We start from the raw sequence: 20,011 nt of genomic DNA, 5'->3' as shown, positions 1-20,011 counted from the left end.
GTAACAGAAAGATGAATGAAGAAAAGAGATTAATTATAGTCGCATATAGAATACCTTTTAAAGCTACGTTTGATGAAGAGGGGAATCGCACTTTACAACAAAATTCAGGCGGTTTAGTTTCTGCAATATTATCTCTGGCAGAGAAAGAGGACGCATTAAATTCAAATAAAAAAATTCATTGGTTTGGTTATTCAACCCCTGATATATTGCAAGAAGGAGAGGCGCAAGTAGAGAATGATAATTTCATTGTACATCCAATTCTTTTGGACGATGCTATGAACGAGTCGTACTATGAAGGGTTTTGCAATAGTACCATTTGGCCTATCTCTCATTATTACCCATATCTAACAACGTTTAAAGAAGAAGATTACGATGCCTATGTACTTGCTAATAAAATATTCGCAGATAAAATAAATGCATTTATTCGTCCGGGGGATGTTGTTTGGGTGCAGGATTATCAGCTTATGTTGTTGCCTGCAATGATACGAGAAGCTCATCCAGAAGCATCTATTGGATATTTTCATCATATACCATTTCCTACTTTCGAAATATTTAGATTATTGCCGCGCTTGTGGCAAGCAGAATTGCTAAAGGGATTGGTTGGTGCAGATTTGATCGGGTTTCATACAAATGATTACAGTCAATATTTTTTAAGAAGTGTACAACGGATTTTGGGATACGATACATCAGTACGTGATATAAGTGTTCAGAATAGGATGGTTCGTGTTGATACATTTCCTATAAGTATTGATTATGAAAAATTCAGAAGTTTGTACGATAATGTAGATGTTATTGAAAAACGAAATGAATTCTTAAAAGATTTGCATGCAGAAAAAAATATATTTTCGGTTGATCGATTAGATTATTCTAAGGGATTAATTCATCGATTGAATGGCTTTGAATATTTTTTAGATGAACATCCAGAATGGCATGGAAGAGTAGTTTTTACAATGATTGTAGTGCCTTCACGTGAAACTATATTAAAGTATGCAGAGATGAAGAACGAGCTAGAAGAAGCTGTTGGAAGGATAAATGGAAAGTATGGTACACTTGGCTGGCGTCCTGTTGTATACTTATATCGATCTTTAAGTTTTGATGAATTAGGCGCTTTGTATACACTTGCAGATGTAGCATTGATTACACCTATTAGAGATGGAATGAATTTGGTAGCAAAAGAATTTGTAGCTACGCGTACAGATAAAAAAGGGGTGTTAATATTGAGTGAAATGGCTGGAGCTTCACTTGAATTAAGTGGTGCAATTTTAATTAACCCTACAGACCAAAGGACTCTTTCAGCTGCTATTATTCAAGCTCTCACAATGGACGAACAAGAGCAAGCACAGCGTATGCAAATGATGCAAGATCGCATTCGTATGTATGATATATTTAAATGGACGGAAGATTATATGGATCAATTAGACATTATAAAAACGAAACAATTGAAAGTAGAACAAAAAATAATTAATAAAAATGTGTTAGATAATTTTAAACAATTGTTTAACGAATCTAACAGAAGGTTATTCTTACTAGATTACGATGGGACCTTGTCGCCGATAATTGCAGACCCATCAAAATCAAAACCGAGTGTAGGTATTGTAGATTTACTTAAAAAATTGAGTAGTGATTTTAATGTAAATGTTGCTATTATCAGTGGAAGAGATAAACAGTTTTTGAATTATATTTTCGACCCCAATACAATTTTATCTGCTGAACATGGCGCATTTTTGCGGATCCCTGGCCAAGAGTGGGAATTGCAGTATGAGTATGATGATCAATGGAAAAAAAGTGTATTGCCAATTTTTCAAAAATTCACAGATCGCTGTGCAGGTTCTTTCATTGAAAACAAATCTACTTCTTTAGCATGGCATTATAGAAACACCGAAAAAGAATATGCTCACATACGATCCAGAGAATTTATAGAAGAGTTAGAAAATAAAATAGGTGCTAAGTCTAACTTAACAATCATTGATGGAGATAAAGTTGTAGAGATGAAACCTTCAGATGCGGACAAAGGTATTGCCGCTAAGAAAATTTGTGATTTGTATCAACCTGATTTTATTTTATCGATAGGCGATGACCGAACAGATGAAGATATGTTTAAGGCGCTTCCTGATAATGCACTAACAATTAAAGTAGGCGTTAAAAATAGTTACGCTAAATTTTCAATTAAGACACAAGAGGAGGTAATGACTATTTTACAGATGTTCTTGTAATAGTTAAGATTGTATCCTCTTTAAGAATAGAGGATACAATCTTTTAGTTTATTAAAATGATTTATTAGATAACACGTATAGTCCCTAAAAAACGTTTTCGCTTTTCCCTAGGCGCTAAAATCACACAATTTATGAGCATTGTTTTATAAGGTTTTTTATAATAAAAGCAGTTTTAATAGACTGAAAGATATCAATAGTGTTCAAATTTCAAGGTATACCCAAATTTTTATATTATTTTTACCAAGATTGAATACATCAATTCTTATAATAGCAATAATAGCATCAATACCCGATGAAGTTTTTCAAAGAAGATCATTTTATTATAATTAAATCTTTAGTAACTAAGGATTTAAAATTGAAATATAAAAATTCTATTTTAGGGTATTTTTGGTCATTACTACACCCTGTGATTTATATTGCTATTTTTTATGTTGTCTTTAGCAACGCATTCCCTTCGGTTGAAAATTATGCCTTATACATCATTTCTGGCATTTTATTTTGGACGTTCTTTAGTACGGGTACAAGTCAAATGACAAGCTCAATTGTAAGTGGAGCTAGTATTTTGAAATCCATTTATATTCCGGGTTATTTTTTTACATTATCCTTATTAATAAGTGCTTTAATTAATTTTCTACTTTCATTAATCCCATTTATATTTTTGATGTTTTTTTTAGGCGCAAAATTTCAATTTAGTTTAATCTGTGTCTTACCAATAATACTATTGTTTTCAATTTTTACATACGGTTTTGGTCTCATGCTAGCTTCTTTAAATGTTTTTTATAGAGATGTAAATATGATTTGGTTATCATTTAGTCCTGCTATTTTTTATGCAACACCTGTAGCATATGTTATAGATATTGTACCAGAAAAATGGCTTTTTCTATATAAACTCAATCCATTGGTTCAATTTTTAGAGGCAGTACATCATGTTATATATAATGGTTTGTGGTTGACTTGGACGGAATTAGCGATACTTTCGGCTTGGGCATTGGTTTCGATATTTGTAGGTAGTAGTATATATAAAAAGTTAGAAAAAGGCTTTGTTTCTAATCTATAATATGAATAAAAAGGAAAATATAATTGAGTGTAAAGATCTAAATGTGTCTTTTTATATACAAGGCCACGGAATGGGTTCCTTTAAAGAGTTTTTATTGTCCTTGGGAACAAAAAAACCTTTTGTACGCAAACAAGTATTGTTTGATATAAATCTGCAAATTAAACGTGGAGAATGTTTTGGTATTCTAGGTAGAAATGGCTCAGGTAAAAGTACATTTCTTAGGATGCTTTCGGGTATTATTAAACCCGATTCAGGATCATTAACGGTAGATGGTTCAGTTGCTCCTTTATTGGCATTGGGAGTAGGATTAGAGCAAGAACTAAGTGGTTATGAAAATATAAAATTATGTAGTTCGTTGATGCGAATCCCTGCAGAAAGGATTAAAAACACAATAGACGCCATAAGAGAATTTAGTGAATTAACGCATGAGCAATTAGACATGCAAGTAAAACGCTACTCTTCAGGAATGATTAGTAGGTTGGGATTTTCAATTGCCGTTTCATATGATCCTGAAATTTTCATTATAGATGAAGCATTATCAGTTGGCGATTTATTCTTTAGAGAAAAATGTTATAAAAGAATTAATGAAATTATTGAAACGGGTGCAACCATACTCTTTGTTTCTCAAGACCCTAAGGAGTTGCAAAAGATTTGTAAAAGAGGAATGATTTTAGACCAGGGTAGAATCAAGCATATAGGTGATATTGGTACAATTCAAGATTATTATAAATAAATTAAATTGGATTAATATTTTTATCTGGTGTGAATTAGATTTTTAATTTCTTGATGGGTTGATCAACAAGTTGTATACTGATAAAACTTATAACATTTGTTAAGATGAAACCCCAAAACATAAATTCAATTGATCTGAATTCTTTAAAATAAGGCATTAAAATAAGGCCCAAGGTAGAGTGGAGTAAATAAACTGGATAAGATAAATCTCCTAATATTAGATCCATTTTATTAGCTTTTTCTTTGTAAAGAGAAATTACCACCCAAGCGGAAAGTGCCAACGATATATATATGCCGATTCCCCATGGATATTGTGGCAATTTAAACCAAATGAGCCCATTTAACATCCACGTTATTAAGCTTAAATTTTTATTTGAAAATCTCCCAAAAAAACTTTTATAATGATAGAGAATGGCTCCACCTGCAAAAGCTATTGAACAAGGTCCTAAAGTGGCATATCTCAAACCGAATGTATCTACCTTTTCTGAATAGGAGATAAACAATAAATATATATTCCATACTAAACCAACAAAGAAGCCTAGCCAGGCAATTCTTTTATCAATTGCCAAGAGGATAATTATAAAATAATAAAAGACCTCAATTCTTAAGGCATTAGCAACGGGAACTGGATTCTCCAAAAAATAAGTGGGCAGTAATACTATATTTGAAACCCAATTTACAAGGGTATCCGGAAAGCCAAATTCATGGTTTAATTGTTTGAAATCATATTGTAACGTATTTAAATATAGCATCGTTCCGGAACCCAGTATCATTGCAATCCAATACATGGGATAAATACGGAGTGCACGATTATAAAAATATTTTTTTATGCCTGTAGTAGAAAACGTGTACTTTTCATTTAATACGAGGGTCATTAAAAAACCAGAAAGTAAAAAAAATCCCCACACAGCATATGCGGCAAAACCTTGAGGCATTCCTGCCCAAAGATGGGAGGTAAGAACAAATATTGCAAGCACATATCTAAAACTTCCTAAAGACATTCTATTAAATGTTTTATTTTATTTTGGATGGACTCAGATGTGTATGGGTGAATTACATTTTCTCCACCTTTTCTTAACGTATTCCAAAGTGCTTTGTCTTGATATAATCGTATAATATGAGTAGCAAATTCAATTTCTGAATCGCCTACAAGCACATTTTTTTCATGTGCCATATTCATACCTTCTACTCCAATGCTTGTTGATACAATAGGTAAACCATATTCAAGACTCTGTCCAATTTTCCCTTTCATTCCAGCACCATAACGAAGAGGAGCAACAAAAACTTTATTTGAATTGAAATAAGAAGATACATCATCAATAAATCCAGGAATTATAATTTTATCAGATTGATATTTTAATACTTCAATTTTTGGGTTGCTTCCCAATAATGTAAGGGTAAGGTTTGGTATTTCGTTCCACACCAATGGCATTATTTCTTCTACCAACCAGATAACCGCATCGACGTTTGGTGTATGCGTATAGCTACCTATAAATAATAATCCTGAACGATTGCTGAATTCATCATCAGAATTAGCGGACACATACTTTATTGAATGAATGTTAGGAATAACTTCAACGTTATCAATACCCAAATCTTTTAAAATATTTTTGTCGACAGGTGTAATTGCAAGGGTTACATCGGCAATGGATGCGGATGTGATTTCCATATTCTTAATTGCCTCCCAATTATTTTTTTTATTTGAAAAAAGTTCGCTCTCTCTCTTCAATCTTAGGAAATGTAAATCTATTGTGTCGTAAATAAATTTTATTTTTTTATTTTTAGTTAATTTCGGGAAGTACTTTTCAAAGAGTTCAGGTCTACAAATCCATGCAACATCAATAAAAGGTGTGAGTTCAGATAGTTGATTGTTAAAATTCTGATAGTAGTACTTTTGCCTATATAATACCTGTACACCCATCTCTTGTAATTCATTTGTGTATGGTTGCTCTGCATTTTCATTGTCAGGAATAAAAGAAATTTTATAGCCTAATGATTTTAAAATTTTAATAATTTGAAACAATCTATTTGATCCAGATTCTCTGTTGTAACAAGGAACGTACGAGTCTATTATTAAAATATGTTTGGGATTATATTTTTGGATTGATTTAAGAACATTTTCTGGGGTATTTGTAAAATAGAATTCATTTAATATCGATTTCCATTTATCTAAAAATGCCTCTTTATTAATTAGCTGGTGTTTTTTTACGCCTGAATTTAAATCTTTTCCGGAAGTAATTCCTTCAAAATGTATGATTTTTGAATTAGGACAATAAACAACTTTCTTGCCGAGCGTATGTCTGATGCGCATACATAAATCTGTGTCCTCATAATATGCGGGTACAAATAGTGTATCGAATCCATTTAATACATTAAAGTCTTCCTTACTTAGCAGTATACTAGCTCCCGATATGTAATCAACTTGGCGGCAGTAATTGTATTTCGGGGAAAATCTATTTCCATTTCTTCCAAAATTCCAACCTTCACCATTGCTCCAAATAATATTTCCTGCTTCTTGTAATGCTCCATTAGGGTAAATTAGCATGGAACCGACTAAGCCTATTGAATGATCGCTTTCTATTTTGTCAACCAATGTTTCTAACCAATTAGGTTGTATAAATGTATCATTATTTAAAAAGCAAAGATAATTTCCCACTGCAACAGAAGCTCCTTTATTACAAGATAAAACAAAGCCTAAGTTTTTTTCATTTGTTATAATTGTTATTCCTGAAAATCTTTCATATAAAACATCTACACTATTATCGGTTGATTGATCGTTTATAATAATAATTTCAAAAGAGTACTTTTTACTTATGTTTTTATGTAAACCAATCAAGCAATCAATTGTGTAGTTTATTTGATTGTATATAGGAATTATTATTGAGACTGTAGGTGTTTTATGATTTATAAACGTATACTTTTTTTTATTTAGGAGCGGCAAAGATAAACCGACAACATTTCCAGCTGAGCTTTTAACGTTGTTTTGTTTGAATAATGAAAATACTTTTCCTTTAATGCGAATAGGGATATTTAAAATGTCTTTAGAAAAAATATACAAAAAGATTAAGCCTATATTTAATTCACCTTTATGGTTTGAAAACTTTGAATGAAATTTATTTTTTATCCTATTTAGTAGCGAAATAGCCCTGCGCATTTTTATAATTTTTTAAGAGATGGTTTAGTGCGCATTTTCGAATAGATACGCTAAATTTTATGGAATGTGTTTTATATTGAAATGAATATTTTAAAGGAATTTAGTTATGATGTATAATAGAAGTGCTCTTTTTAAGGATATTATTACTTCAACTATTACTAAAAAATTTTTTTAAAAATGACCTTATTTTCCACCATTTGCTATTTGTTATCCAATTTAAATCTTCTTTTAAATACGTATTTTCCTTTGTTAATCTTTCATTTACATTATTTAATGGTTCGATTATATCTGTAATTATTTTTGTAATAATATCTTCAGAAGGTTGATCTATATTGCTTTTGTTCAAATAGGATGATGCCCTCCACCATTGAATCAAAGACTCTTTATTTAAATTAGATGGTGAATATAATTTAAATGGACTTATAGAAGAATGCGTTTGGAGTAATTTGTATAGATCTATACTAGTAGGGAATGCGTATTCGCAATAAAATTGTTGAATACTAGTTGATTCATTTTTGAATTTCTCCTTTTCAAATAGTGTGTCAGCAATTTCGATTAATTCAAAATTGAATTTAGAATTAATTAACTCAATAACAGTATTGCATTTTTGCATTACCGTTTCAATATCAACGAGTAGTGAATTTTCAATATTATTTTTATAAAAGTCCAGCACAATTTTATTATAAAACTCCCAATTATTAATAGTTGATAAAGGAGATTTTAATAATTCATTGTCCGTACTTCTTCTAAATAAGGAATCAACAACCTCCCATGGATTTCTATAAACAAACAAATAGTAGGCATTTGGAATTATTTTTTTATAAATATCTAGGAATAGAGTTGTTCGAGGTTCTTTCCATCCCCACTGAGAAGTAGTATTTGATTGGATAATTTTTAGTAAGTCTGTCTGTTCTTGATCATTTAAATGTTCAATTTTATTTTGAGACCAACCATCGGGATTTTGATTTTTAGTTAAAAGAACGTTTTTGTGAAACGTAAGAAAATCTTCATTTTCGAAATGGCCTAATTCATTTCCAACGCCTGTGCCAAGTAAGTCACTTCCAATATTTAGGCCAGCCTTTTGAAGTAAAGAGGCTGTAAAAGAAGTTCCAGAACGATGCATTCCAACAATAATTAAACACTTAGAAAAATTATTTTCTACTTGGTCTTTCATAATGCACTATTGTTTCATTTATATTCATAAAAGAATTTGGAAAGTGTGATTTTAATTCTTTTTCCCATTTCGTTTTAAATTTTAATGCATTTATACGTTGAAATTTACGCATTCCAGTATTGAAGTTTGTACCAGAAGTTACTCCTTCGAAATGAACCACAATTGAAGCAGGCTGATAAACAACTTTTTTATTCAACTTGTATTTTACACTAAAACATAAGTCGGTATCCTCATAATAGCCAGGAGTGTATATTTCGTCAAAGCCATTTAGAATGTTGAAATCGGATTTGGAAATCAGCAAACATGCGCCAGAACAATAATCTACTTCTCTTAAATAGTTGTATTTTTTCTTTTTAATGGACCCTCTTCTTCCATAATGAAATGTCTGTCCATCTTGCCAAACAATACCTCCAGCTTCTTGTAGATCTCCATCGCCAAAAATTAGTTTGGAGCCTACTATTCCAACCCTGTTGTCATTTTCTATTAGTTCAAGCATTGGCTTTAACCAACCTTCTTGAACGATAGTATCATTATTTAAGAAACAAATATATTTGCCTTTGGAAATTGCGGCACCTTTGTTACAAGATAATACAAAACCCAAGTTTTTTTCATTAGAAACTATATTAAGGTTGGGTATATTACTGTAATAAGCCAGTGTGTTATCTGTTGAGCAATCATTTATAATAATTATTTCAAATTTAATGTCCGTGCTTGTATGCTCTATAATTGCTCGTATACAATTATACGTGTAACCAAAATTATTATATACGGCAACGATAATGGATACAAGTGGTTCATCAACCTTTATTATTGAAAGTGGGGGTAGTGGTTTGTTTGTATCATAGCTTATTGGAAATAATTTTATACCTAAATGTTGAATATTTGGGTCGATAAGTCTTTTTAGAAAAGTTAAATTAAAACCAAATAAAATTGAAAATGCTTGAAGTATATATTTCAAGAAAAGTCGGAAACCAATTTGTGAAAAACAAAAACGTAAAAAAAACCAAAAAGAAAATGCACCTTTTTTATTTCTACCGTAAGCGGTAAAAACAGAACGTGTTTTTAGAGTTATTAACCTTAAATTATTTTTAGTATTTCGTAACATGTTTCAGAACAGGAATTACAAATTAAGAATTTTTGTACACTGTAAAATGTTATTTGAATAACATGTCAAATTCGTATGCATAGCTGATTGTTCTATATGTCTATATGATGACATTATTGCATCATTAAATAACTATAAAGGTAATGTAAATTAATAAGAAAAGAATATACTTAAAGTAAAATGATTTAAAGTCAGTTAGGAGTCAAATTGATTTGATTTTTGGATATTATAATATTAGGGTGTTTATTTATATTTGGGTATTTTTGTATTGTGTTAGTAACCAGTTGTTTGTTGTATGTTTAAATTGCAAGTTGCTATTTAAAGCATTGTCTCCCTATTTGGGTAGTGCGAGTCACTTTAATGTTATATAAATAACATTAAAGTGACTTTTTGGCTTAGACACTAATTTTTATGTTATTTTATCCAAAACATATAACAAATTCAAATAATTGTGTAAGTAAAGTCTATTCAAATTTGCGAAATTAGATATGTAGTATTAAATCAACCATTATCTTATTAACAATATGAGCATCTTTCAAAACCTTTCAGAATACGAAAAAAAATTATTGCTAGATTATCCTATTTATATATCCTTGTTAGCTGCTAACAAAGATGGGGAGTTGGATGAAGTTGAAAAAAAAGCAGCTATAGAATTGTATAAAACTAAAATCAACGTTTCAAATCCTCTTCTAGAAGATTATTATTCGTTAGAAGAAGATGAATTTGAATATAGATTATTAGAAATGGATGCCAAATTACCTAAGGAAAGAACAATTAGAGATACAGTAATAAAAAAAGAGTTAGAGTATTTATCCAATGTGCTTTTAAAATTAGATGAGAAGTACTCGGAAGCACTAATCGTTAGTATGCAGACGTTTAAAGAGCATGTTTCCAAGGCACATAGAAACACTTTGCTTAGCTTTATATTTCCAATGCCTATTTCAGGATTATCCGATTAACGTATCACGTATAACAGAATAGTAGTATGAGTGATGAAAAAAAAATGAGTCAGAAAGAGTCGGATTTAAAAAGAAAACTGAAAGGAAAAGATTCAGAAAAAGAATTTGAAAAGAACGATAGAAATCCAAAACAATACGAAGAACAAGCCGAACAAAATCTTAGAATGAATCCTCAACCTTTGAAAAAATAGAGCAAGAAAAATTATATTTTGCTAAAGAATAAATTTAGTATTTAAATACTGCAACTATGAATAAAAATAACATGGTCAATATAAAAACATTTAATAATATAGCAGAAGCAACTATTATTAAGAATGTCCTTTCACTTCAAGGAATAGAATCATTTGTCGAAAATGAGAACATAATGGGATTAAATCCATCAGCAGGGGTTCAATTGAAGGTATTGGAGACCGATGAAATAGTTGCTAGAGAGCTTTTGTCTAAAGTTTAGATGAAATATATTTTAGCAATTTGTTAACTCAATTAATGGGAAAATTGTACGGGTTGGCGCAAAGTTTTGAGTGATTTCAATTGCTTTAAATTCAGTAATTTGAACGTCATTTAAATTACTCACAATTTCATTCTCTTCTATTGTATTGAACGTATCAGTAATGAATTCAAAGTATGGATGTTCTGTTTTTGATTCTAGTAATGCGTGTTGTAGGGGGATAGTTATTGTATTGCTTTTTAACGAATAATTATAACCATATCTATTTACTTTATCTTCTGCACTACAACTATCAAGGTGTGCTGAAGATAAATAATGCATGTCGTAATTAATAAATGAATAACTTTTCATAATTGCTATTATGATTTTTGAATTGCATGTATGAATATTGGAATGTTCAACATGAAGGATTAATCTCAAAAATATCAATCTGCCATCATCCAGTGTTTTGAAATTGTACGTTACGCAATAGTATGACTTCAGCATTTCTCTCTTCTAATTTTATGTATAAAGATACTGAAAATAGTTAAAAATTTTTTCAGTAAAATCATTCTGTTTGTGCTTCATAAAATAACAGATTTTGTACCACTATGTATAGATTTTACATGTGTTTTAGTATTCGTTATATGATTGCCACAATAATTTGAAAATCTATAATAGTACTCTTAAATTCAGATATTAAAGAAACCTAAAACATACAGCTATGAAAAGTAACACCAAGGTAAATGTATCCAATGCTGAACGTATCGCATCGGTTTTGGCAGGATCTTATTTTATGTACCGAACTTTTAAACGTAATCCGAAAAATTTAGCTGCAATGGCTTCTGCAGGATTGCTTTTATACAGAGGTATTTCAGGTCACTGTCCTGCGTATGAAGCTACAGGAAAGAATACATTAGTAGACTCAACCCCCAATATTGATATTGAAACATCTGTAATAGTTAATAGACCTGTTGATACGGTATATTCTTTCTGGAGAAGATTAGAAAACCTCCCTTTGTTTATGACGCATTTAAAAAGTGTTGATCAAAAAGGAAATGGAAAGTCAGATTGGGAAGCTTACATACCTGGTGGCTTTGGCACCATTCATTGGGAAGCAATCGTTACGAGTGAAATACCAAGTGAACTGATTGCATGGGAATCGCTCGATGATAGCACTATTCAAAATGGTGGTTATGTAACCTTTCATGATTTAGGCGTTTTAGGAACATGTATAAATGTCAAAATTCATTATCGAGCACCTTTAGGAATGGCTGGAGAAAAAGTGGCTTCATTGTTCAATTCTACATTCGAAAAAATGATACGAAGAGATATTGTGAATTTTAAACAGTATGTAGAAAACGGAGTTTTACCTCTTGAGAAACAATACAGAAATGCAATAACTCAAGATGTATAATCAGTTTTACAAAATCTATATTTCATAAAAAAATTAGATTTATAAAATAATTATTCATGAAAAATAAAACAATTGTATTGTCTCTTATTGCAGCATCTGCCGCTTTAATTGCCTTTGGATCCTTTACAAATAAGAATATTGTTGTAGACGCTGTAAAGCCATTTGACAAGAAGAAGTATTTGGGAAAATGGTTTGAAATTGCTCGACTCGATTATGTTTGGGAAAAGAACCTAGATAATGTTACTGCTACATATTCTCTAAGAGAAGACGGGAAGATTAAAGTTGATAATAAAGGGTATAATTTCAAAAAAGGAAAATGGCAAGAAAGTATCGGGAAGGCTAGGACTGTAAGTGATACGACTGAAGGTAAGTTAGAAGTTTCATTTTTCGGACCTTTTTATGCTGCATATAATGTGGTAGAGTTAAGTCATGATTATACCTATGCTTTAGTGGTTGGGAAGGATACAGACTATCTATGGATCTTGTCTAGAGAGAAAACAATACCAGAGGATGTTAAAACATCTTTTTTGACTAAAGCAGTATCATTGGGTTACAATATTGAAAACCTTATTTGGGTTAAACACGATAAAGACTAGTTTCTAGGGATACTACTACTACTACTACTACTACTACCATAAAAAACGCTCATTAAAAATAGATTTTAATGAGCGGTTTTTCATTTGTACATTATTAATGTATTCTTCTCAAATGATAAAGAACGAATATATATTATTTTTCAACACAGAGCGAAACCTTTAAATGTATTGCTTGTGATTAGTTGTAATGGTTATTTTTCTTCTTCGTAATTCATAATACCGAATAACTTTGTAAATGCACATACGTATTTTAATAGATGTATAATTACGTTCAATATTGTTTAATTTTAAATGTTGGTTTTGTATGAGAAAGAAAGTACTCATTATTTTTATCTTTAGTATTCTAATTTCGTTAGAAAAAATCCACGCACAATGCGCTACAGATGTTTTTGGTATTGCTCAATTTTATCCATCTGCAACAGGTACGCGTGAATGGAATTCAGTCCACTGGAATAATGGAATTGATCGTACCATAAAATATCAATCGGATGCATCGGATCCTACTGATTGGACAGAAGATCATAGTGGTGGAACAAATGGCTTTCATATTGATGGTGCAGGAGTGATGAATATGTCTGGGTCTAGCCCTCGATTTCATATCAATTCAACACGTACATCAAAAGTTTCTGCACAACTATTTTTGAATACAGAATTTACTGCATACTACCGCAGAATTGGACCTACTGGAAAAGATTTTGGAGGTATGATTGTGGGTGCACGTAGTGGTCCGCTAGGTCATGCATCTGGAGGTGGAGATAATTGTGATGCCACTACTTACTACTCTCGTTTTAGATTGGATGGTACGTGGGATTTTGAAAAAGAATTAAAACACCCAACGAGCGATTATTGGTCGGGTTCTGGATTTCACAAACAAGACCCTTTGTGGAATGGCAATACGCTGCCAGAGAATAAATGGATTGGAATGAAGTATATTGTTACAAATATTGAAAACAATACAAAGGTGAAATTGGAAGTATATATTGATTCTACGTCCAATGGTAACCCAACAAATGGGGGCAATTGGGTAAAAGTAGGTGAAGTGATTGATGCAGGAAATTGGTCAGCTGCTTCATCCGCCATAACAGGATGTAGCTATACAGATCAAAAGACAATTATTTTAGTTGGTCATGGAACTTTTTTGTTACGCACCGATAGTGATATTGCTGGAGATGGAGCAGAGTATAAAATGGTGAGCATTCGAGAGATTGACCCTACAGTAGCATCTAGTTTTCCTTGTACAACCACGACGACTACAGCAGTGTATAATAAAGCATCCTTGCGTGCTATTGTTAAGTCATTTCCTAATCCGTCAAAGGATCAAATGACTATCGAATCGCAAGGAGATTTTACCTACTCTATTTCTACTATATCTGGTGCATTAATGGAGACAGGTATTGCAACGAATAGCTGCATGGTTGGTTCAAGTTTGCAAAAAGGCATGTATATTATTTCTGTGCAAACAGATAAGGGTATAGAGCAAATTAAATTCATGAAGGAATAATTATTTCTTCATGAATTTAATTTTAGTGCGTTTAGGGCACGTACTATTAAATTTTAGGATCGAAATTCTTTTAATCAATTTTTTGTTTCAATTAAACTGTTCTATTGAATTCGGATGGTCTGAAGTTAGTAAGATTATAGAAGGTTGCGCTAAATGAGGATAGGCTTTGGTAGCCGATTGAATAAGCGATTTCACTCAACGATTTATTTGTCATCAACATCAACTCAAACGCACGAATGATGCGCAATAACTTTAAGTATTGCAAAAACGACATATTTAATGTGGATTGAAATAAACGAGATAAGGATCGTTCACTAAATCCAAATTGCTTGCTGATACTTTGTAGGGAATGTTCTTCTGAAATATTTTTATCAATATAATCTAAGATTGGTTTCATACGTTCGTTTTCCGTAAACGGCAATGCAATAGGTACTTTTTTTGTACTAATCTCGGGTAATAAATCTTTGAGTGCCGATAGAAATGAAAACCTTTTATCTGTATTTTTTATATGACCATCCCAACCTTCTGTATGTTTAATCATTTCATTGAGCAAATTATTGATAGGATAAATACCTACTTGTGAATAGAAGGGATGTTTATCATCATCATACGTATAAAAAAATAACGAACGTAATACAGTACCCGAATGCCCAATGCGCAGCACGTGCATTAATTGTTGTGGTACCCAAAAATAATGTTTTGCTGGAATGACATAATACTTGTCTTCAATTTGAATGTATGCCAGCCCACCTTCCACATAAGATAATTGACCTTTTAAATGATTGTGGTATGGAATAAATTTTTCAGAACGTTCGTGCATGACATAAACAGAGTCTGGCAATTCATTTATTTCAGGTAAAGACGCGATTAAACTCATTTTTATTAAATTTATTAAATTTACTTTGGCTGGTTTAGTCAAATATCAGTCTATTTAGAATAAAGTAAAAGCATTTAATAAAGAATAATTTTACTACATCAAATAATATAAATTGATGACGCGTTATTTTATCAAAGGAATTCTTATTTCCTTTATCGGATTAAATTCTTTATTCACTTATTCTCAGCAAGTTGATTCTATTAATGTAGGCGGATTGATTCCCTTACGGATGGATGATGTATGGGAACGAGCACTTATTTATAGTAAAAAAATACAATTAAGTGCTTATGAAACAGATATTAGCGAAGTAGAAATACGAGAGGCTCAGTTTGAAAGACTTCCTGAGTGGAATTTTAAAGGAAACATAGAGCATGCTTCTAATATGGCCATGTATGAACATGGTTTGCTTGAAAAACCTACCCAACACGAAATTATCCATGTATTGTATCGAGTTGGTACAGATGCCTATTTAAATTTGTACGATGGTAATAAAGTAAATTTAACGATCGATAAAAGTAAAATTTTGCATGAGATTGCAAAAGAACAAAAAGATTTAACAACCTCTGAAATTAAACTGCAGGCTTCTACTTATTATTTGAGTTTGCAACGCAGTTTGATATACAAAGAGTTGATGATAAAAGATATTGCGAATCAAGAAAAGCAATTAAGAGAAATACAAGAATTATTAAAAAATGGAGTTGTATTAAAAAGCGATGAATTGCGTGTGCAATTAAAATTATCGAATCAAAAAATGTTATTGGTAACTATTGATAATGATATTGCTATTGCCACACAAAAATTAAATATTATCATTGGCTATCCCGACACACTGCGCACAAATCCAGTTGAATCGTTGAATCCAGGAATGCTTCAATTGAAAACGTATGATCAATACATAGAAGAAGCTATGGAGCATGCATACAATTATAACATTTCAGAGAAATCGGTTGAATTGAAAAAAGTGCAATTGAAATATGTACGAGCAAAAGTGCGACCAAAAGTTGGCTTGTACGGAGATTATTATTTAGCAAACCCACAAATCTTTCTTTTTCCATATTCTCCAAGTAATTATACCTTAGGTATTTTTGGACTTCGTGCGTCTATGCCGTTATCAGAGCTTTATATGAATAGGCCTAAAAGTAAAATAGCATTAATGCATTACGAGAAGGAAGAATTGGAACACCATCATACAGAAGATGAAATACGAAAAAAAGTGTACGAAAGCTTTTTGCGATTTAAAGAAGCACTCATACGCATTGAAGTAACTAAAGTGAATGTAGAGCAAGCAGCAGAAAATGCACGCATCGTTGATAATAATTATTTTAATCAGACTTCATTGATTACAGATTTATTGGATGCAAATATTCAATTGATTCAATCGCAATTTGACTACGAGTCTGCCAAAATTCAGGCACAATTAACGTACTATCACTTACAACACATAATAGGAATTCTGTAAAATGAAAACAATACAAACATACACCACTACTGATAGACGTATAACCATAATAACAGCTTGGGTTGCAGGTATTATTTTACTTGTTTTAACGGTATGGGGAATTATTTCACTATGGCATATTTATAAAAATGAATTTACAAATGATGCTCAAGTTCAAGAATACATTAACCCTGTAATATCACGTGCTGGCGGCTTTATTGTTGCAATGAAGTTTGAAGAAAATCAGCGCGTAAAAAAAGGAGATACGTTATTACTTATTGATAATCGTGAATATGTGATTCAACAAGAACAAACGGAAGCTGCCTTGATGAATGCTAAAGCACAATTATTGGTATTGGGAAGCAGAATAACGACACTTAAAAAAAGTGCACAAGTTAATAAATCTCAAATTGAAGTAACCAAGGCAGAATTGTGGAAACAAGATTTGGAGTTTGAACGGTATAAGAAATTAGTTAAGGTTGAATCTGCCACACAACAACAATTAGAAAACGTGGAAGCATCTTTTAATATTTCGAAAGCACGATATCAATCTGCTCAAGATAATTACGACGCTTCTTTATCTGCTGTGGACGATGCGAAAGCTCAAGAGGCAGTTTTAAGAGCGGAAGTAAAGCGTTTAGATGCCTTGTTAGATAGGCACAAATTAGATGTGACGTATACGGCCGTAACGGCTTCGTATGACGGCATCATGGGTAGAAGAGTAATTGAGATCGGACAAATGATCGATGCGGGCGAAATATTAGCCTATATCGTAAATGAAGAAACCGATAAATGGGTTGTAGCGAATTACAAAGAAACTCAAATTGAACATATGAAATTAGGTGACACCGCTCATTTTACAGCGGATGCCTATTCCAATAAAGTATTCTCAGGTGTAATCATTTCATTTTCTCCAGCTACAGGTTCTAGTTTCTCCTTATTACCACCCGATAACTCAACGGGTAACTACGTCAAAATTGTACAACGTATTCCGGTGCGAATACGTGTAACGGGAACAAAGGAAGAAATTGATTTATTGAAAGCTGGGATGAATGTAAATGTTAGTATCGCAAAAAATCAATAATTGTTTATGAGCAAAAGACGATTATTATTTAAGCGATGGGTACCGGAATGGTTGATAAAAATAATTTTATTTATTGTTTTACTACCTAGCTTGGTATTGTTTTTTCTTCCTTTAGCAAATGTAAATGCTGCCGCAGGTAATCTTGGGATAGAAACGTATGATGTGTATTTTTGCGTTGTTCTTTTTTATGCGGGGTATACAAGTTTCTTTTCTCTAGAAAGAAGATTTTATAGTTTTCTAGCAGCCAAAGAATATTTTATAATAATAACATTGATTCAAATTGCAACCTCATATGTCTGTTATCAAACACAAGAAGTAGCTATTTTATTTATTTGTCGATTTATGCAAGGAATGGCTTTTACCATGACTGTGAATTTATCCTTATCTTTAATATTTAATAGACTACATTCCAATAGAGCACGTACAATCGGATATTCCATTTTTTTTGGTATGCTTATTTGTATGATTCCCTTTAATAATTTCGCTACCGCAGAACTTATTGATTCCTTTGATTTTAATTTGTTGTATAAGTGGGCGATGTTTTCATATGCTCCGAGTCTGTTAATTTTGTCTGTAAGTATGAATAACAATAGGCTTACAGATAAATTTCATTTGGAAGATTTGGATTGGGCTAGTTTTGTATTGTATGCAACTGCTCTAGTGTTAATAGGTTATATATGTGTGTATGGGCAAGAATATTATTGGCTTGAAGATCCACGTATTTATCTCTCTGTAATAGCCATTTTCTTTATTGGTTTGGTTTTTGTTTTGAGACAGAAAAACATGTTGACTCCTTATTTTAATTTATCAGTTTTTAAATCGCCAAACTTTGTAATTGGTCTTGTCATTATTCTTGTATTTTATTTGTGTCGTTTTACGTTAGGAATTGCTACAACCTATTTTCAAACTGTTCTTAAATTAGATCCCATTCACGTTGGATATTTAACATTGTTTAATATTGCTGGAATTGTTGTTGGTGTCGTATTGTCTTGTGCATACGTACTTCAAGATAGGCCTATTCGTATATTGTGGATATTTGGATTTTTATTTCTTTTGGTGTATCATTCTTGGATGTTTTTTCTATTTAATAGTCAAGCCAATGAGAATCATTTTTATATCCCTTTGGCATTACATGGAATGGGAGTTGGTTTGTTAATGTCGCCAACAATCATATATGTAATAGTTTCTGTAAAAGAAGAAGTGAGCCCAACTGCAGCAGGAGTCTGTTTACTGTTTCGATGTTTGGGCTTCTATTTGAGTATTGCACTCATTAACTACTTTGATTTGTTTTCTAAAAGCAAACACTACAATACGTTTCAACAACAACTCACTTCTTTTAACCCGGTTGTGAAGCAGGTTATTGCCAAACAAGCCAATGCGGTTATACATCATGGTGCATCATCATTACAAGCAGCAAAACTACCTAATCGATTTATTGTAAAAGCAATTCAATCGCAAAGTCATATACGTTTTGCAATGGATTATTATGAGATGATTAGCTGGATGATTGTGTTTACCATTTTATTAGTTGCAGTATTCCCTTATTTGAATCAAACCTTTGTTAAATTAAAGAAAAATATACCAGCGCCGTTCTAAGTAATTCAATAGTAGCGTACAAAAATATTTTATGGTTACTATTTTATTAATCCTGTCGGGAGCAACTGTTTTTTTATTTTCTCTGAAAAATATTTTTTTTAGATAAAAGAAGGATGTTCATGAAGTAGAGATGCACGATCAATTTAAAGTATTGATTACCTTGTTGCATGCAAAAAAAGAGTATTTGAAAATTAGTTCACATTGCAGCAATCAAAAGCTTAAGATGCACTTGACACATGCAGGTGGAACAACCATTTTTATTTTAATTCAAGCCTTTGGTTTGCTATCCATTGAGTGGGAAGAAGAACATCTAAAACAAAGAAGACATACACGTGACTGGTATTATTCTGAAAATGCGAATCAAGAAAAAATTTTCCATCAAATAAATAATGAAGTAGAATCGTATGTGTACACAGATTCTAATTTGCCAGAGAATTATTATCATGAATATGGAAAAAACACCATTGTATTATCTGAATCTAAGAACATAGACGTAGGTGATATTTTTACCATTGCCTTACTGTATACGAAACAATTAAATGCATTTCAAAAGCTTTCAGAGGAAGGAGTATTTGAAGTTTTAACATTTAATTGTGTATACATACTACAAATTACAAAGGAGTTTAGGGGTCACATCCATTTTCTGGGGAGCAACTGGTTTAGGCGAATAATTTAGACAAT

At 31.6% G+C, this 20,011-nt stretch carries 19 protein-coding genes; 13 read left to right on the top strand and 6 right to left on the bottom strand.

Annotation, left to right across the window (positions count from 1 at the left end):
- The first annotated feature begins 11 nt into the window (after nucleotides 1–11).
- The 3 genes from Q0543_RS15805 to Q0543_RS15795 all read left to right on the top strand — a co-directional run bounded on the left by Q0543_RS15805 (nucleotide 12) and on the right by Q0543_RS15795 (nucleotide 4,003).
- Nucleotides 12–2,213, top strand: a complete 2,202-nt coding sequence (locus Q0543_RS15805) for a bifunctional alpha,alpha-trehalose-phosphate synthase (UDP-forming)/trehalose-phosphatase (RefSeq protein WP_299255338.1) — start codon at nucleotides 12–14, stop codon at nucleotides 2,211–2,213.
- Nucleotides 2,214–2,505: 292 nt separating this feature from the next.
- Complete coding sequence (locus Q0543_RS15800) at nucleotides 2,506–3,270, top strand: ABC transporter permease (protein WP_299255336.1); 765 nt, start codon at nucleotides 2,506–2,508, stop codon at nucleotides 3,268–3,270.
- A 1-nt stretch (nucleotide 3,271) separates the two neighbouring features.
- Nucleotides 3,272–4,003, top strand: coding sequence for an ABC transporter ATP-binding protein (locus Q0543_RS15795; RefSeq protein WP_299255333.1), 732 nt, complete (start codon nucleotides 3,272–3,274; stop codon nucleotides 4,001–4,003).
- 34 nt (nucleotides 4,004–4,037) lie between these two features.
- Here the strand turns inward: Q0543_RS15795 and Q0543_RS15790 are convergent, their stop codons facing one another.
- From Q0543_RS15790 to Q0543_RS15775, 4 genes are all read right to left on the bottom strand, one after another.
- Nucleotides 4,038–5,003, bottom strand: coding sequence for an acyltransferase (locus Q0543_RS15790; RefSeq protein WP_299255330.1), 966 nt, complete (start codon nucleotides 5,001–5,003; stop codon nucleotides 4,038–4,040).
- Nucleotides 4,994–7,156, bottom strand: a complete 2,163-nt coding sequence (locus Q0543_RS15785) for a glycosyltransferase (protein ID WP_299255327.1) — start codon at nucleotides 7,154–7,156, stop codon at nucleotides 4,994–4,996. The genes Q0543_RS15790 and Q0543_RS15785 overlap by 10 nt, the downstream gene beginning before the upstream one ends.
- A 148-nt stretch (nucleotides 7,157–7,304) precedes the next feature.
- Nucleotides 7,305–8,330: a hypothetical protein gene (locus tag Q0543_RS15780; RefSeq protein ID WP_299255325.1), complete on the bottom strand. Its 1,026-nt coding sequence runs from the start codon at nucleotides 8,328–8,330 to the stop codon at nucleotides 7,305–7,307.
- Entirely contained in the window at nucleotides 8,308–9,288 is a 981-nt protein-coding gene (locus Q0543_RS15775; RefSeq protein ID WP_299255323.1) for a glycosyltransferase family 2 protein, read from the bottom strand. Before Q0543_RS15775 ends, Q0543_RS15780 begins: the two co-directional genes overlap by 23 nt.
- A gap of 671 nt (nucleotides 9,289–9,959) precedes the next feature.
- Here Q0543_RS15775 and Q0543_RS15770 point away from each other — a divergent pair.
- From Q0543_RS15770 to Q0543_RS15760, 3 genes are read left to right on the top strand one after another with little or no spacing between them, the layout of a single operon-like run.
- Nucleotides 9,960–10,394 carry a hypothetical protein gene (locus Q0543_RS15770; RefSeq protein WP_299255321.1) on the top strand — a complete coding sequence of 145 codons (435 nt, stop codon included), beginning with the start codon at nucleotides 9,960–9,962 and terminating at the stop codon, nucleotides 10,392–10,394.
- A 26-nt stretch (nucleotides 10,395–10,420) separates the two neighbouring features.
- Complete coding sequence (locus Q0543_RS15765) at nucleotides 10,421–10,585, top strand: hypothetical protein (protein WP_299255318.1); 165 nt, start codon at nucleotides 10,421–10,423, stop codon at nucleotides 10,583–10,585.
- 56 nt (nucleotides 10,586–10,641) lie between these two features.
- A complete protein-coding gene (locus Q0543_RS15760) occupies nucleotides 10,642–10,845 on the top strand; it encodes a DUF2007 domain-containing protein (protein WP_299255315.1) in 204 nt (67 codons plus the stop codon).
- Between the two features lie 12 nt (nucleotides 10,846–10,857).
- Here Q0543_RS15760 and Q0543_RS15755 read toward each other — a convergent pair whose 3' ends face one another.
- Nucleotides 10,858–11,193 (bottom strand): hypothetical protein, encoded by a 336-nt coding sequence (locus Q0543_RS15755; RefSeq protein WP_299255312.1) that lies wholly within the window; start codon nucleotides 11,191–11,193, stop codon nucleotides 10,858–10,860.
- Between the two features lie 352 nt (nucleotides 11,194–11,545).
- Here Q0543_RS15755 and Q0543_RS15750 point away from each other — a divergent pair, with 352 nt between their 5' ends.
- The 3 genes from Q0543_RS15750 (at nucleotide 11,546) to Q0543_RS15740 (ending at nucleotide 14,335) form a co-directional block, all read left to right on the top strand.
- Nucleotides 11,546–12,238, top strand: coding sequence for a YgaP-like transmembrane domain (locus Q0543_RS15750; RefSeq protein WP_299255309.1), 693 nt, complete (start codon nucleotides 11,546–11,548; stop codon nucleotides 12,236–12,238).
- A gap of 56 nt (nucleotides 12,239–12,294) precedes the next feature.
- A complete protein-coding gene (locus tag Q0543_RS15745) occupies nucleotides 12,295–12,834 on the top strand; it encodes a lipocalin family protein (protein ID WP_299255306.1) in 540 nt (179 codons plus the stop codon).
- Nucleotides 12,835–13,138: 304 nt separating this feature from the next.
- Nucleotides 13,139–14,335: a T9SS type A sorting domain-containing protein gene (locus tag Q0543_RS15740; RefSeq protein WP_299255303.1), complete on the top strand. Its 1,197-nt coding sequence runs from the start codon at nucleotides 13,139–13,141 to the stop codon at nucleotides 14,333–14,335.
- 91 nt (nucleotides 14,336–14,426) lie between these two features.
- Here the strand turns inward: Q0543_RS15740 and Q0543_RS15735 are convergent, their stop codons facing one another.
- Nucleotides 14,427–15,212: an AraC family transcriptional regulator gene (locus Q0543_RS15735; protein ID WP_299255300.1), complete on the bottom strand. Its 786-nt coding sequence runs from the start codon at nucleotides 15,210–15,212 to the stop codon at nucleotides 14,427–14,429.
- 115 nt (nucleotides 15,213–15,327) lie between these two features.
- Here Q0543_RS15735 and Q0543_RS15730 point away from each other — a divergent pair, with 115 nt between their 5' ends.
- The 4 genes from Q0543_RS15730 (at nucleotide 15,328) to Q0543_RS15715 (ending at nucleotide 20,006) form a co-directional block, all read left to right on the top strand.
- Entirely contained in the window at nucleotides 15,328–16,671 is a 1,344-nt protein-coding gene (locus Q0543_RS15730) for a TolC family protein (RefSeq protein ID WP_299255296.1), read from the top strand.
- 1 nt (nucleotide 16,672) lies between these two features.
- Complete coding sequence (locus tag Q0543_RS15725; protein WP_299255293.1) at nucleotides 16,673–17,734, top strand: HlyD family secretion protein; 1,062 nt, start codon at nucleotides 16,673–16,675, stop codon at nucleotides 17,732–17,734.
- A 6-nt stretch (nucleotides 17,735–17,740) separates the two neighbouring features.
- The gene (locus Q0543_RS15720; protein ID WP_299255290.1) at nucleotides 17,741–19,330 is read left to right on the top strand and encodes a hypothetical protein; all 1,590 of its coding nucleotides are present in this window, start codon (nucleotides 17,741–17,743) and stop codon (nucleotides 19,328–19,330) included.
- A gap of 130 nt (nucleotides 19,331–19,460) precedes the next feature.
- Nucleotides 19,461–20,006: a hypothetical protein gene (locus Q0543_RS15715; protein WP_299255288.1), complete on the top strand. Its 546-nt coding sequence runs from the start codon at nucleotides 19,461–19,463 to the stop codon at nucleotides 20,004–20,006.
- Nucleotides 20,007–20,011 lie beyond the last annotated feature (5 nt).

The sequence above is a fragment of the uncultured Cytophaga sp. genome (genome assembly GCF_937863595.1).
Lineage (GTDB): Bacteria > Bacteroidota > Bacteroidia > Cytophagales > Cytophagaceae > Cytophaga.
This window is presented reverse-complemented; position numbering and strand designations above follow the sequence as displayed.